The 13,435-nt window shown below is 58.0% G+C and carries 10 protein-coding genes and 5 pseudogenes; 9 read left to right on the top strand and 6 right to left on the bottom strand.

What is annotated here, in order from left to right; translation table 11 throughout:
- Positions 1-120: 120 nt before the first annotated feature.
- From ACTG2U_RS06765 to ACTG2U_RS06735, 7 genes and pseudogenes are all read left to right on the top strand, one after another.
- Complete coding sequence (locus tag ACTG2U_RS06765) at positions 121-519, top strand: META domain-containing protein (RefSeq protein WP_005359119.1); 399 nt, start codon at positions 121-123, stop codon at positions 517-519.
- Positions 520-756: 237 nt separating this feature from the next.
- The gene (locus ACTG2U_RS06760; RefSeq protein ID WP_005338181.1) at positions 757-1,125 is read left to right on the top strand and encodes an ArsR/SmtB family transcription factor; all 369 of its coding nucleotides are present in this window, start codon (positions 757-759) and stop codon (positions 1,123-1,125) included.
- A 4-nt stretch (positions 1,126-1,129) separates the two neighbouring features.
- Entirely contained in the window at positions 1,130-1,498 is a 369-nt protein-coding gene (arsD, locus tag ACTG2U_RS06755) for an arsenite efflux transporter metallochaperone ArsD (protein WP_043818753.1), read from the top strand.
- Between the two features lie 27 nt (positions 1,499-1,525).
- Entirely contained in the window at positions 1,526-3,289 is a 1,764-nt protein-coding gene (gene arsA / locus ACTG2U_RS06750) for an arsenical pump-driving ATPase (protein ID WP_439974266.1), read from the top strand.
- 109 nt (positions 3,290-3,398) lie between these two features.
- Entirely contained in the window at positions 3,399-4,463 is a 1,065-nt protein-coding gene (gene arsB, locus ACTG2U_RS06745; protein ID WP_439974265.1) for an ACR3 family arsenite efflux transporter, read from the top strand.
- 75 nt (positions 4,464-4,538) lie between these two features.
- Positions 4,539-4,964: a glutaredoxin-dependent arsenate reductase gene (gene arsC, locus ACTG2U_RS06740; RefSeq protein WP_005338171.1), complete on the top strand. Its 426-nt coding sequence runs from the start codon at positions 4,539-4,541 to the stop codon at positions 4,962-4,964.
- Positions 4,965-5,322: 358 nt separating this feature from the next.
- Positions 5,323-6,530 (top strand): annotated as a pseudogene (locus tag ACTG2U_RS06735) (NupC/NupG family nucleoside CNT transporter).
- A 77-nt stretch (positions 6,531-6,607) separates the two neighbouring features.
- Here the strand turns inward: ACTG2U_RS06735 and ACTG2U_RS06730 are convergent.
- A complete protein-coding gene (locus tag ACTG2U_RS06730) occupies positions 6,608-8,206 on the bottom strand; it encodes a hypothetical protein (protein WP_439974264.1) in 1,599 nt (532 codons plus the stop codon).
- Complete coding sequence (locus ACTG2U_RS06725; RefSeq protein ID WP_439974263.1) at positions 8,166-8,744, bottom strand: hypothetical protein; 579 nt, start codon at positions 8,742-8,744, stop codon at positions 8,166-8,168. Before ACTG2U_RS06725 ends, ACTG2U_RS06730 begins: the two co-directional genes overlap by 41 nt.
- 444 nt (positions 8,745-9,188) lie before the next feature.
- On the opposite strand from ACTG2U_RS06725, the gene ACTG2U_RS06720 reads away from it, so the two are divergent.
- The gene (locus ACTG2U_RS06720; RefSeq protein WP_005338159.1) at positions 9,189-9,338 is read left to right on the top strand and encodes a hypothetical protein; all 150 of its coding nucleotides are present in this window, start codon (positions 9,189-9,191) and stop codon (positions 9,336-9,338) included.
- 166 nt (positions 9,339-9,504) lie between these two features.
- Here the strand turns inward: ACTG2U_RS06720 and ACTG2U_RS06715 are convergent.
- The 3 genes and pseudogenes from ACTG2U_RS06715 to ACTG2U_RS06705 form a co-directional block, all read right to left on the bottom strand.
- Positions 9,505-9,708: pseudogene (locus tag ACTG2U_RS06715) on the bottom strand (integrase core domain-containing protein); the annotation flags it as partial.
- A gap of 12 nt (positions 9,709-9,720) precedes the next feature.
- Positions 9,721-10,782, bottom strand: coding sequence for an IS110 family transposase (locus ACTG2U_RS06710; RefSeq protein WP_439973911.1), 1,062 nt, complete (start codon positions 10,780-10,782; stop codon positions 9,721-9,723).
- 214 nt (positions 10,783-10,996) lie between these two features.
- A pseudogene (locus tag ACTG2U_RS06705) lies at positions 10,997-11,691 on the bottom strand (IS3-like element ISAve4 family transposase); the annotation flags it as partial.
- 61 nt (positions 11,692-11,752) lie between these two features.
- On the opposite strand from ACTG2U_RS06705, the pseudogene ACTG2U_RS06700 reads away from it, so the two are divergent.
- A pseudogene (locus ACTG2U_RS06700) lies at positions 11,753-12,795 on the top strand (IS110 family transposase).
- Between the two features lie 240 nt (positions 12,796-13,035).
- Here the strand turns inward: ACTG2U_RS06700 and ACTG2U_RS06695 are convergent.
- Positions 13,036-13,296: pseudogene (locus ACTG2U_RS06695) on the bottom strand (transposase); the annotation flags it as partial.
- Positions 13,297-13,435 lie beyond the last annotated feature (139 nt).

Genomic DNA, 13,435 nt, shown 5'->3' with positions numbered 1-13,435 from the left:
ATGGCACATGCCAGCTGGTAGTAAAGTGAAGCGTGATCACAATAAAATCCTTTGGCATGGGCGCCAGCCATGTTAAACAGGCTGCCGTATTGATGGCTCTAATCATTAAGAGGTGAATCCATGAACAAGAAACTGACTCTGCTGGCCGCGCTGGCACTGGGAGGCTGCGCAATGGCAACAGGTTCCAGCATGGCTCAACTGCAAGCATCCAGCTGGCAGCTGCAAGGCGCTACCGGCGATACCTTCACCCTGCAAGTGGTCGACGGCAAGGTGGCGGGCAAGGGCGGCTGCAACCGCTATTTTGGCGGCATCACCAAGCAGGGTGACGGTGTCTTGACGCTGGGCGCCATGGGCTCAACTCGCATGATGTGCATCGGTGACGCCATGAACAAAGAGACCGAGTTCCTGCAAAAGCTGGAGAAGGTGGCAACTTACTCCATCAACGGCAACCAGTTGACCCTGAGCGATGCCAACAAGGCTGCCCTGCTCACCTTTAACGCGGTACCTGCTGCCAAATAAGGCACGCGTTCGTCTGATTGCCCCGACAGCGCTGACTGTCTGATACGCCCTCCCTCTGGAGGGCGTCTGTTTATCTGCGATAAACCCTGTGTGGTCGTCCGCAACGGTTGTTCACTCGTCGCCCCCTTTCTGCCCGGTTTGATGCCAGCACTTCGGATCTTCGTTTCAGTACGCATCTTGATCATTTCAATGATTCTTGTATAGTTGAAATGAAAGATCGCACCAATGGGAGTAAAGATGAACAAAGAGATGGCCACCAAGGTCTTTGAATCGCTGGCATCCGGCATCCGGCTCGATGTATGGCGGCTGCTGGTGAAGGCCGGGCTGGAGGGGCGGGTCGCCGGTGAACTGGCCAGCGAGCTCGATATTGCCCCCAATACCCTCTCGTTTCACCTCAAGGCGATGCTCAACACCGGTCTGCTGTCGGTGGAGCAGGAGGGGCGCTTTCTGCGCTACCGCGCCAATATTCCCCTGATGCTGGATGTGATCGCCTACCTCACCGAGGAGTGCTGCGCCGGTCATCCCGAGGCGTGCGGCGTGATGCGTGCCGAGTCAGCCTGCTCCCCCCATGTTCTGCCTGCGCAGCCCTGCTGCAACAAGGAGTAATGCCATGTCCTCCATTCAGATTTTTGATCCCGCCCTCTGCTGCTCCAGCGGTGTCTGCGGTACCGAGGTTGATCAGGCTCTGGTCACCTTCGCAGCCGACCTCGCCTGGGCCAAGGAGCAGGGAGTTGCCATCGAACGTTTCAATCTGGCCCAGCAGCCGATGCAGTTTGCCGAGACACCTGCCGTCAGCGCTTTTCTGACCCATGCCGGGGAGGAGGGGTTGCCGCTGGTGCTGGTGGAGGGGCAGGTGGTGTTGACCGGCCGTTATCCGAGCCGCAGCGAGCTGGCCCGTTATGCCGGGCTGCCTGCGCCGCAAGCGGCAATCAAGGGGATCGTCAAGAGCGGCTGCTGCTCCGGCAGCGGTTGCTGCTGAGTCGCGACGCACCGTTCGGGAGAGGCTATGTATCATTTTCTGACCAATCCACCGCCGTTTCTCTTTTTCACCGGCAAGGGCGGGGTGGGCAAGACCTCGCTGGCCTGCGCCAGTGCGGTGGCGCTGTGTGATATTGGCAAGCGGGTGTTGCTGGTGAGCACCGACCCTGCCTCCAACGTGGGGCAGGTGTTTGCCACCGAGATCGGCAATCGCGTCACTACCATCGCCGCTGTGCCCGGTTTGTCGGCGCTGGAGATAGATCCCCCCGCGGCGGCCAAAGCCTATCGGGAGCGGATTGTCGGGCCGGTGCGCGGCAAGTTGCCCGAGAGCGTGGTGCGCAGCATCGAGGAGCAGCTCTCCGGCGCCTGCACCACCGAGATCGCCGCCTTTGACGAATTCACCGCCCTGCTGACCGACCAAACGCTGCTGGCCGAGTATGACCACATCGTCTTTGATACGGCCCCAACCGGCCATACCATCCGGCTGCTGCAACTGCCGGGCGCCTGGAGCGAGTTTCTGGAGCAGGGCAAGGGGGATGCCTCCTGCCTCGGCCCGCTGGCGGGGTTGGAGAAACAGCGCAGCCAGTATGGCGAGGCGGTCGCCGCGCTGGCAGATGCCGCTCGCACCCGGTTGGTGCTGGTGGCGCGCGCCCAGCAATCCACTCTGCGGGAAGTGGCTCGCACCCACGAGGAGCTGGCCGCCATCGGCTTGTTGAATCAGCAACTGGTGATCAATGGCCTCTTCCCCGAAGGCGCTATTGCCGGAGATCCACTGGCAATGGCGCTCTGGCAGCGCGAGCAACAGGCTCTCGCCCAGATGCCGCAAGGGATAAAGGGGCTGGCGCAGGATCATATCCCGCTGCTGGCCACCAATCTGGTAGGGCTCGACAGTTTGCGGCTGTTGCTGCAATCAGAGGGAACAGCCGCTCAATTCTCGACAGTACAGTCCACTGTCAAGCAAGCCCAGCCCGAGTTGAGTTCGCTGGTGGACGAGCTGGCCGCCGACGGTCACGGCCTCATCATGCTGATGGGCAAGGGCGGGGTGGGCAAAACCACGCTTGCGGCCGCCGTGGCGGTGGAGCTGGCGAGCCGCGGTTTGCCGGTGCACCTCACCACCTCGGATCCCGCCGCGCACCTGAGCGAGACGCTTGCAGGTAGCTTGCCCCATCTGGAGGTGAGCCGCATCGACCCCCACGCCGAGACCGAGCGTTACCGCGCCCAGGTGCTGGCTACCAAGGGGGTAGCCCTGGACGAGCAGGGGCGGGCGCTGCTGGAGGAGGACTTGCGCTCCCCCTGTACCGAGGAGATCGCTGTGTTTCAGGCCTTCTCGCGCATCATTCGCGAGGCGGGCAAGCGCTTCGTGGTGATGGATACCGCCCCCACCGGCCACACCCTGCTGCTGCTCGACGCCACCGGCGCCTACCACAGGGAGATCGCTCGCCAGATGGGAAACAAGGGGCTGCACTTCACTACCCCCATGATGCAGTTGCAGGATCCCAAACAGACCAAGGTGTTGATTGTGACCCTACCCGAGCCGACGCCAGTGCAGGAGGCGGCCAATCTGCAATCCGATTTGCGCCGGGCCGGCATCGAGCCCTGGGGCTGGCTTATCAACCACAGCTTGCAGCAAGCCGCGGTCAGCTCGCCGCTGCTGCAACTGCGGGCCGAGCGCCAGTTGTCCCATATCGAGGCGGTCGAGCAGCAACACGCCAGCCGTTTCGCCGTGGTGCCGCTGCTCGCCGAGGAGCCGGTGGGGCCCGATGCCCTGCGCCGTCTCTGCCAGCACCATTGAGTCGCCGCCCCGGCCTGCTGCCGGGGCGGCTTGAATATGCCGTTACTTGTTATAAACCCGTGTTTTGAACCAATAGAAGATGCGAAATTGCGCCGCATCGGGAGCTGTGATGTCTGCAACATGTGATGCCAAGGCCGTGCCTGCCATCGGCTTTTTTGAACGTTATCTGACCGCCTGGGTCGCCCTCTGCATTCTGGTGGGGATTGGCCTCGGGCAGGGGGTGCCGGATCTCTTCAAGGCGATCGGCGCCATGGAGGTGGCCAAGGTCAACCTGCCGGTGGGGCTGCTGATCTGGGTGATGATCATCCCCATGCTGCTCAAGATCGATTTTGGCGCCCTGCATCAGGTGAAGGGCCACATGAAGGGTATTGGGGTCACCCTCTTTATCAACTGGCTGGTCAAACCCTTCTCCATGGCCTTCCTCGGCTGGCTCTTTATCCGCGTGCTGTTTGCCGACTGGCTGCCGGCGGATCAGCTCGACAGTTACGTAGCGGGGCTGATCCTGCTGGCGGCGGCCCCCTGCACCGCCATGGTGTTTGTCTGGAGTCGCCTTACCAACGGCGATCCCTACTTCACTCTGTCGCAGGTGGCGGTGAACGACCTCATCATGGTGTTTGCCTTCGCGCCGCTGGTGGCGCTGCTGCTCGGGGTCTCCAGCATCATAGTGCCGTGGGATACCCTGCTCACCTCTGTGGTGCTCTATATCGTCATCCCGGTCATCATCGCCCAACTGCTGCGCAAGGCTTTGCTGAAAAAGGGAGAGGCCCATTTTGACGGCGTCATGACCCGCATCCAGCCCTGGTCGGTGGCGGCCTTGCTGCTCACTCTGGTGCTGCTGTTCGCCTTTCAGGGCAACGCCATCATTGAGCAGCCGCTGGTTATCGCCCTGTTGGCGGTGCCCATCTTGATCCAGGTGCTGTTCAACTCCGGGCTCGCCTACTGGCTCAACCGCAAGGTGGGGGAAAAGCACTCGGTTGCCTGTCCTTCAGCCCTGATTGGCGCCTCCAACTTCTTCGAACTGGCGGTGGCCGCCGCCATCAGCCTGTTCGGCTTTCACTCCGGCGCGGCGCTCGCCACCGTGGTCGGGGTGCTGATCGAGGTGCCGGTCATGCTGCTGGTGGTGCGGGTGGTTAACGCCAGCAAACCCTGGTACGAAGCGGGGCTAAGCCGTTAACTGATGGCCGTTAACAGATGGCCACTAACTGATGCTATCCATTTTCTATTCACTTGATTAATGAGAGAGACGCAAATGAGTGCAATCACCATCTATCACAACCCGGAATGTGGTACCTCCCGCAACACCCTGGAGCTGATCCGCAACAGCGGCGTGGAGCCCACTGTCATCCACTATCTGGAGACGCCCCCCTCACGCGACCAGCTGGTGGCGCTGATCGCCGCCATGGCCATGCCGGTACGCGATCTGCTGCGCAAGAACGTGCCACCCTACGAGGCGCTCGGTCTGGCGGAAGATCGTTTCAGTGATGATGAACTGATCGATGCCATGCTGGCCCACCCCATCCTCATCAACCGGCCCATCGTGGTCACGCCGCTTGGCACCAAACTGTGCCGTCCGTCGGAAGTGGTGCTCGATATATTGCCCGATCAGCAAAAAGGGGCCTTCGCCAAGGAGGATGGCGAGCAGGTGGTGGATGCGAGCGGCAAGCGCCTCAAGTAATCGTCTGAACGCTCAAGTACGGATTGAAACAGGGCCAGCTTCACGCTGGCCCTGTTTCGTTCTGTGAACAAGTTGAAAAAGTTACTCCGGCCAATCGTTTTACCGCTTTTTCTGTGACGATGATCACTGTACCATCGCCGCCCGACCTGCCACCCGGCCGCATCTCCCCCTGCGACGGCGCTGGCGTCACCCGATACATGCTGTCACCCGGAACGTGAATGACCCCAGGATGGGACCCGCCACTAACCTGTAGGTTTGTGGTCTGCGTGTCGCGTGGGTCGGCACCTCTCCCGCCGGATCGCCCGCGACGCCTGTCTGCAGACTTGCCATATGAAACTCCTCTCTTCATAGGTGCAAGATGACACTGTTATTGAGTCTGGTCGGTATGCTGGCCCTGATGTTTATCGCCTGGCTGGCGAGTGAAAACCGCCGAGCCATCCGTTGGCGAACCGTGCTGGGTGCGCTCGCCCTGCAAACCGGTTTTGCTGCCCTGGTGCTCTATTTCCCCCCGGACAAATCATGCTCGGTGCCATGAGCAATGGCGTCTCCGCCCTGCTCGGCTTCGCCGACAGCGGCATTCGTTTCGTGTTTGGCGATCTCGCCAGCAACGGCTTTATCTTCGCCGTGCGGGTGCTGCCGCTGGTGATCTTTATCAGCGCGCTGATCGCCGTGCTCTACCACTTCGGCATCATGCAGTGGGTGATCCGGGTTCTGGGCGGTGCCATTCACCGCCTGCTAGGCACCAGCCGCGCCGAGTCGCTGGTTGCTACCGGCAATATCTTCCTCTCGCAAGGGGAGTCGCCGCTGCTGATCCGTCCCTTCCTCGCTGGTATGACCCGCTCTGAACTCTTTGCGGTGATGACCTGTGGCATGGCTTCGGTGGCGGGCTCGGTGCTGGGCGGTTACGCCGGTCTGGGTGTGGATCTTAAATACCTCATTGCCGCCTCCTTTATGGCTGCGCCCGGTGGCCTGCTGATGGCCAAACTGCTGGTGCCGGAGCAGCAGCAGGTGAGCGATCAGACCGAGATCACCCTCGACAAGAGCGACTACAGCAACGCCATCGACGCACTGGCGGGCGGCGCCATGGGCGGCATGAAGATCGCGGTGGCCATCGGCACCATCCTGCTCGCCTTTGTCAGCGTCATCACCATGATCAACGCCGGTCTCACCACCGTCGGCGAGTGGTTCGGCTGGGCCGATCTCTCCCTGCAGCAGCTGCTTGGCTATCTGTTTGCCCCGGTGGCCTGGCTGATTGGCGTGCCCGCCAGCGAGATGATGGCGGCAGGCTCCCTGATTGGTCAGAAGGTGATCATGAACGAGTTCGTCGCCTATCTGGACTTTGCCAACATCAAGGAGGGCCTGAGCGCCCACACCCAGATCATCATCACCTTTGCGCTGTGCGGTTTTGCCAATCTGGGCTCCATAGCGGTGCAGCTTGGCTCCATCGGCACCATGGCGCCGGAGCGCCGTCACGATGTGGCCAATATGGGCTTCAAGGCGGTGCTGGCGGCGACCCTCGCCAACCTGATGAGCGCCACCCTGGCCGGGATCTTTGTCTCCCTCTGATGAGATAAAGCCAGGCTGCGCCAGTAAAAAAGCGCCCGCCCCATGTGGGGCGGGCGCTTTGCTTTATGGGCAGGGTGCTAGCGAGCGTTCGCTTCCCCCAGCCGTGGGTTGAGGGAGAGAATGCGGGTCTTGCTGACCCGGTGGCGATAGATCTCCCGCAGATAGAGCAGCGCCTTTTTCACTGATTCGCGACTGAGGCGAATATCGTTGATGGAGACGAACTTCTCCTTCTCGCGGATAAGCTCCCGATATTTCTTCTCATACATGGGCTTGATGGCGTACCAGTTGGTATCGAGGATCTTGGCCGGGTTCTCGAACTCGTTGAGCATGCTGTCGAGCAGTGTGTCGTTCCACTCCTCATTGCTGATCATCTCGATCACCGCCTTGTCCAGATGCTCATCGAAGCGATAGTGATCCTTGGCAAAGCAGCGCTTGATAAAGGCCACGATCAGGGTCAGGAAGTCATCGCTCAGGCAGGGGCTCTTGACGATCAGGGTGGTGAGGGAGATGTTGGCCGACGCCCCGATGACCAGCGCATAGCGCTTGAGGGTGGTATTGGGGAAGAGCCCGTTGAGGTGAGACTTGAGCCGGTTGAGATCCATATAGGAGAGCTTGTACTCCTTGGGCAGGGAGATGATCGACACCACAGAGGAGCAGTTCTTGAAGAAGTGCAGCTCGTTTAGATGGGCCGGGTCATGGCCACTTTTCACATAGTCGTCCAGATACTCCCGATAGTTGCCCGCCTCGATGGGCAGCAGACTGATCCCCTCGATGGCCTGGGTCATCTTGTTGAAGTGGGGCAGCTCGATGGAACGGGTGAAGAGATCGTCCACATTGAGCCCGCCCTCCTTGTCAAACAGGCCGCCGGGGGGAGAGATGGACTCGGCATACGCCACCGCCACCGGCCCCGCCAGACTCATAAAGAGGTCGTTGGCATCGAGCCGAATGGTCTCGCTGATATCGATGCCCGCCCGGCGAAAGTAGTTCTCGTCGTAGTCGGTGGTCACGGCCTGAGCGGTAAGAATGTTGAAGATCTGCTGGGAGATGTACTGGTTGGCGTACTTCTCCATGGTGTTGACATCAACATGCTGGATCTCGCCATCGTCGCTCTCTTCGGCGTAGCGCATGATGTCGTTGGAGATCAGCATCATGGCATTCCAGGGCCTGATCCGCTTGAGCATGCTGGCATCGCACGCCTGCTCGTTGTCGAAGTGATAGGAGAAGTCCCACTCCTCGGCCAGATACTTGCACAGCAGGCGCCCGGCGTTGATGTGCAGCGCTTCCGAGATCTCGATCCCCCGATCACAGATATTGGGCAGGATGCAGATGCCGCTGGTGAAGATGGGATCGAACATAAAGTGCTCCCCGAGGGAGAGGTGCTCCTCCTCTTCTGACGGGGGGGAAAAGGTCTTGCTCATGTAGGAGTACTGCTGGGCCAGCCCGAACTCGGAGGCCATGCCGGAGCCGGTGCCGCCCCCGGCACTGAAGATATAGAAATAGAGGCGGGACTGGTTGGCCTTGATGCCGCAGGAGTCGACCAGATAGGTATGAATGGCCTGCCACTCGGAGTTGGCGAAGTAGTGGGGACTCTTGTTGAGGATGATCTTGGCCAGATACTGGCCAAGGATGGGGGCGTTACCCGCGCCTCCCGCGTGGATCTCCGACAAGTCCATCACCCGCGCCTCCCGCGTGGATCTCCGACAAGTCCATCACCCGCATCTTGGCGTAATCACGCAAGGAGCCACCTTCGCCGCTGCGATTGGAGTGGCGGATGCGGCCATCGATGTCCTTGTCCAGATCTCCCAGCATCACCATGGGCTCGATCAGAAAGACCGGCCGGGCCCCGTTGTTTGGTAGCCGCAGGTTGCGCCGGATCCAGCTTACCGGGCCAAACTCCTTCTCCCGCTTGCGTTGCTCTTCACTATTGAACTCATTGAGATAAAAGCTGCGGGCGTTGTAGACCAGCGAGGCCACATCCTGGGCGATGTTGGAGCCGCAGCGTCCCAGCCCCACCAGACAGACGGACGGAAAGTTGTGCGGCACGGCGGCGCCCGTTTCACTCTCTCCGATGGCGGCCGGAAACACCGCGTGGCGCAGCTGTTCCAGATTGGCAAGAATGCGGGCCAGATCCCCTTCGGTGTAGTAGAGGTAACGGTTGCCTGCGTCCTGCTCATCATCCGTGTTGATAGGTAGCAGATCGATATGCTCGGTCATGAAAAAAGATCCCTCTTGGCGGCGAATGTATATAAATCAGCAGCTTTTCGACTGCCCGCTAACTCTAGATGATAAAAAGCGGGGGCGCGGTGAGAGGAGGACGAGAGTTGTGACTGTGTGATCATGGGCACAGCAACACCCCGGAAATCTGCCGGTACTCCTCACTGGACGGATGGGGCAACGGCGCCCCATTCCCCTGAAAGGGGGGACGACCACACTCAACAACGTGTTGACCCCGTGCCGGATCATCCCGCTCGGAACGGCCTGTTTCCCTCGCGCTGGCGTGGTGGAATAAACACGAAAAAGAATTTTTAGATTGGTTTTGGTATTTCCAATCGATTATTTGATTGGGCAGTAACGGCATTAGCGGTGTCAGATTAGGGGAGCAGGTTGGCCAACGCGCCGTCAGCCAGTCTTTACGCGGTCACACAAGGAGACACTCTGATGGAAACACTTGACCAGAAAATCGACACCATGCGAGAAGCATTTATGCAGCAGGAGCGCAAACAGGCCCACGACAAGTGGCAAGCCAGGGTCGAGGAGCTGCTACAGATACGGGGTGAGGAGAGACAACCGGAGGAGCAGGAAGAGTAGTGCTCGCTCCCGGGCGAAAGTTGAGGTAGCGAACGCTTCGTATCGGCTACCCGTTATCTACCACCGATAAAAAAACCACCGACCTTTGCAGGTCGGTGGTTTTTTTTTATGGATTGCTGCCGATTGGATGGCCTGGCTTCCGGGCCGAGCAATGGGATTGTAGTGGTCAACTAAATCCGGACACTTGGTTAGGCCGTTCTTCGGCTTTTGCTGGTGGCATCCCGTCATTGTATTGATGTGGACGTCGCCAGTTGTAGTGATCCATCAGGTAATAACTGATATCCCGCTTTGCCTCTCGCAAACTCATATATCCCATAGCCGGGAGCCACTCTGACTTCAGGCTCCTGAACAGTCGCTCCATCGTGGCGTTGACGCTCCTATGTCAACAGGCTCGCGCTGAGTCAGCTAAATCGGCCAAGATCAAAGGGTAGAGTTCCCTGACGATATAGCGTTTCAAACAACGCTGGATCTCTTTCGAAGATAAGCCTTGGGCGCTACGTCGTGCGACGTAAGATTGGGTTTGTGGATCTCCCCGCATCCGGACCATTGCAATCGTCCATAACGCATTATTTGCTGCACGGTTACCACCTCGGTTTAAGCGATGTCGTACGGTCTTTCCAGAGGAGGCGGGTAAAGGGTTAACCCCACAAAGTGCCGCAAGCGATGCTTCATTTCTTAACCGTTCCGGGTTATCGCCAGCCGTTGAAAGCAGCACCGCTGCGGTTTGAGGGCCGACGCCAAATTGCTCGCGCAGACGACGAGCATGTTGATGGGTCAAGGCATCCAACATGGCATCAAGTTTTTCAACTTCGTCTGCCAATAGCAGCCAACGCTTGGCCAGCAGACACAGGGTAGTCGTTAACGTATGAAGGAGTTCAGTGGTACCCAATGACCTCACTCGTGCGCATCCCTTTGCACAGTCAGCGGGCTTGCTTTTCCAGAGTCGTTCACGAACATCCTGGGGGGCACTGACAAGCAATGATCTGAGTTGATTCATTGCCTGAGTTTTGGCTTTGACGGCGCTGCGTCTGGCTACTGATACCACTCGCATCATTTCTGCCGCGCCTGACTGGGTCTTTGCTATCGCGTTAGCACTACCGGAAAGAACGGATCTCGCTGCACTTTCAGCATCAGTAGGATCCGATTTCCCCTGAAGCCTGCGTTTGGAGCGGTCAGGGCGATTAACTTCGAACACTTCGATACCATGCTTGCGCAGTACACTGGCCAAGCCAGCACCATACGTGCCTGTGCCTTCAACGCCTGCTCTCTTCAAGCACCCGAAAGAGTTTGCCCAGGTCACGAGTCTCTCATATCCGCTGGTATTGGTCGTGACCATCAAGCATCCCAACTGGTGCCCTTGTGCATTAAGCAAAACCCCGACATGGGTATCCATATGGGTGTCTACACCAAGGATAACTTCAGCTTTGTTTCTGGAATTGTTCATGGCTCATTCCTCCAAGGAATATGCACTACCAACCCCATACGCAGGACAGGACACTCAAGATGCAGCACAAGGCTCCTATTAGGTCACAGACGCTGGGCCCAGCAATGCCAGGGAACATCAGCATCCAATCGACAGGTCAACGCAAAGGCATTATGTTCGCCAATCCCAGCACGGGTCAGATTGGGCTGATGTTCTTGAGCATAATGAACTGAGTATCCCAGCAGTTACCACGACGACTCATGCTTTGGGTCATACGATAGCGCCACAGTCGTTGTCGAAATGCCCGGCTACCATATTGGCTGCCCTGGTCGGAGTGAAATAGCACACCGGATGGGCAACCCCGCTGCTGATAGGCCATCTCCAGTGCTTTGATTGCCAATTCTGCATCAGGTTTATCAGACATCGCCCAGCCCACGACCCGCCGGGTGTGCAGGTCAAGAACCGTTGCCAGGTAATCCAACGACCACCTGCCCAGACGTAGGTGATATCGCCACACCACACCTGATTGGGTTGCTGGACATCAAATTCGCGGGCCAGCAGATTGGGAATGTCCGGTCGTTCAGACCGAGCGACCTTATAACGGTGTACGCCCGGCTGTTTGGATACCAGAGCGGCTTCCTTCATCAGGTTACGTACTTTGAATCGACCAATCTGATACCCCAACTCTCGCATCATCGACATCAAGGCGCGGCTGCCCGCTGAGTTCCGGCTTTCTTTGAACAAACGGCGCAACTCACAGCGCTGTTGCATACGTTCACGGTTAGTCGTCCGTCTGCGAGCCAGATAGTCGTAAAAGCAGGATGTTGGAACATCGAAGGCGCAGCAGACCAGAGTGATGGGGGCTTGCTCCCTTAATCGGTCTATCAGCGCGTACGTGTGAACTCGTCCGCCATCAAGAGAGCAGTAGCCTAATGGGATGGTCTGCTCCACCCACCCCGCTATGCTGTAGCCAGCATCAAGGAGGCTCATCATGACTCAAGCGCAGATTTACATTTACGGGATCGATTTAGGCAAAAATTGGTTTCACCTGGTGGCGATGGATCGCATGGGGCATGTATTGACCAAGCAAAAGCTCATTCGTTTACAACTGAAACAGTTCATTCGCACGACCCCACCCTGTCGGGTCGCCTTCGAGGCATGTCCTGGTTCGCAATACTGGGGGCGCCTGTTTCAACAGGCGGGGTTCGAACCCAAGATTATCCCTGCCCAATTTGTGAAGCCCTACCTCAAATCAAACAAGAATGACTTCAACGATGCTACCGCCATTGCCGAGGCTGGTAGCAGAGGTACTATGCGCTGTGTCCCGTTGAAATCTCATGAGCAACTGGCATTGCAAGCGACTCATCGCGTCCGTCAGCGTTTCATCGTCGAACGTACCGCCACTGTCAATCAGATGCGAGCGTTGCTGCTGGAATATGGGCTCACTGTGCCAGTCGGCAGAAAAGTCTTCGAGCGCTCTCTGCCGACGATCCTTGAAGATGCCGAGAATGGCTTGCCTGACTTTATCCGCGCCCTGGTATTACGCCTGAGAAAACGGTGGCAACAGCTGGATACTCAGATTGATGACATGAGCCTCATGCTCGGACAAGCCTCAAGCGCATCAGGTTTGTGCCAAAAAATCAGTACCATCCCCGGCATTGGACCGATTATCTCAACTGCGTGATTGCCGCGATTGGCAATGGCTCACAATTCAAGAAAGCCCGCGACCTGTCAGCCTGGTTGGGGCTGGTCCCCAGGCAATATTCAACGGGCGGCAAATCTTCGCTCGGCGGGATCAGTAAGCGTGGCAATAGCTATTTAAGGCAAATGGTTATTCAGGGCGCCAAAGCGCTAAAAATTCACATGAAGCGTGACAAATCATCGTTAGGCGAATGGGTCGCCAGGCTGGAGGCCGGCCATCACCATCATGTGGTCCTTATCGCCTTGGCCAACAAGATAATGCGAATTTGCTGGAAAGTACTGACATCCGGCAGGGATTACCAACCCTATCCCAACGCAAGCGCAGCCGTTTAACAGATATAACTCATACCCGGTTTTGCGAGCCAAAAACAGATGACTGAAGCGTTCACCCCACGACGTTGCAGCCTGGCTAAAAAAGCAGTCTCTCATGACTGGTAGCTTTATTAGGACGACGACGTGCGGATCCCATCAAGGCCAGAGCCGGAAAACGGCTCACAGACAGGCCGGATACATTGACGCAAGCGACTTCTGGAAATCAGTTCACGCTTGCAGATAAGGAGCAGACCATACATTTTTTAGAATGTCCTTCTCACGTTCGAGCCGGTTGATGCGGGCTTCCAGCTCCTGGATTTTTTGCTGCTCCGGAGTCAGTGCTTTGCCGATTGGGGTTGTACCACAGCGTTCGGATTGCAGTTGCTGAACCCAACAGCGCAGTACGGTTTCACTGACATCCAGTGAACGGCTGGCTTCGGGTACAGAATATCCCTGGTCGAGCACCAGGGATGCGGCTTCGAGTTTGAATTGGGCAGTAAATGAGCGACGTAATCTTGTCATTGAACACCTCAGGTCATGGTGGCGACTGTACCACCTAAAATGGTGTCCGGGATGATTAGACCATATATGGACGCCCCCGGGTTGTGCAAGAACTGAACTGATACGGTTTGCGACCATATATCCGGCGTTATGATGGGAT

Origin of the sequence: Aeromonas sp. 95A (genome assembly GCF_051919235.1) — a bacterium.
In the GTDB taxonomy this organism is placed as follows: Bacteria; Pseudomonadota; Gammaproteobacteria; order Enterobacterales; family Aeromonadaceae; genus Aeromonas; species Aeromonas veronii.
The sequence above is the reverse complement of the archived record's forward strand: the minus strand, read 5'-3'. Positions and strand labels throughout refer to the sequence as shown.

What these genes read in the sequence shown, in the direction of transcription:
- ACTG2U_RS06765 (WP_005359119.1), top strand. Translation starts at nt 121, where the DNA reads ATGAACAAGAAACTGACTCTGCTGGCCGCGCTGGCACTGGGAGGCTGC.
- ACTG2U_RS06760 (WP_005338181.1), top strand. Translation starts at nt 757, where the DNA reads ATGAACAAAGAGATGGCCACCAAGGTCTTTGAATCGCTGGCATCCGGC.
- arsD (WP_043818753.1), top strand. Translation starts at nt 1,130, where the DNA reads ATGTCCTCCATTCAGATTTTTGATCCCGCCCTCTGCTGCTCCAGCGGT.
- arsA (WP_439974266.1), top strand. Translation starts at nt 1,526, where the DNA reads ATGTATCATTTTCTGACCAATCCACCGCCGTTTCTCTTTTTCACCGGC.
- arsB (WP_439974265.1), top strand. Translation starts at nt 3,399, where the DNA reads ATGTCTGCAACATGTGATGCCAAGGCCGTGCCTGCCATCGGCTTTTTT.
- arsC (WP_005338171.1), top strand. Translation starts at nt 4,539, where the DNA reads ATGAGTGCAATCACCATCTATCACAACCCGGAATGTGGTACCTCCCGC.
- ACTG2U_RS06725 (WP_439974263.1), bottom strand. Translation starts at nt 8,744, where the DNA reads ATGACCGAGCATATCGATCTGCTACCTATCAACACGGATGATGAGCAG.
- ACTG2U_RS06720 (WP_005338159.1), top strand. Translation starts at nt 9,189, where the DNA reads ATGGAAACACTTGACCAGAAAATCGACACCATGCGAGAAGCATTTATG.
- ACTG2U_RS06710 (WP_439973911.1), bottom strand. Translation starts at nt 10,782, where the DNA reads ATGAACAATTCCAGAAACAAAGCTGAAGTTATCCTTGGTGTAGACACC.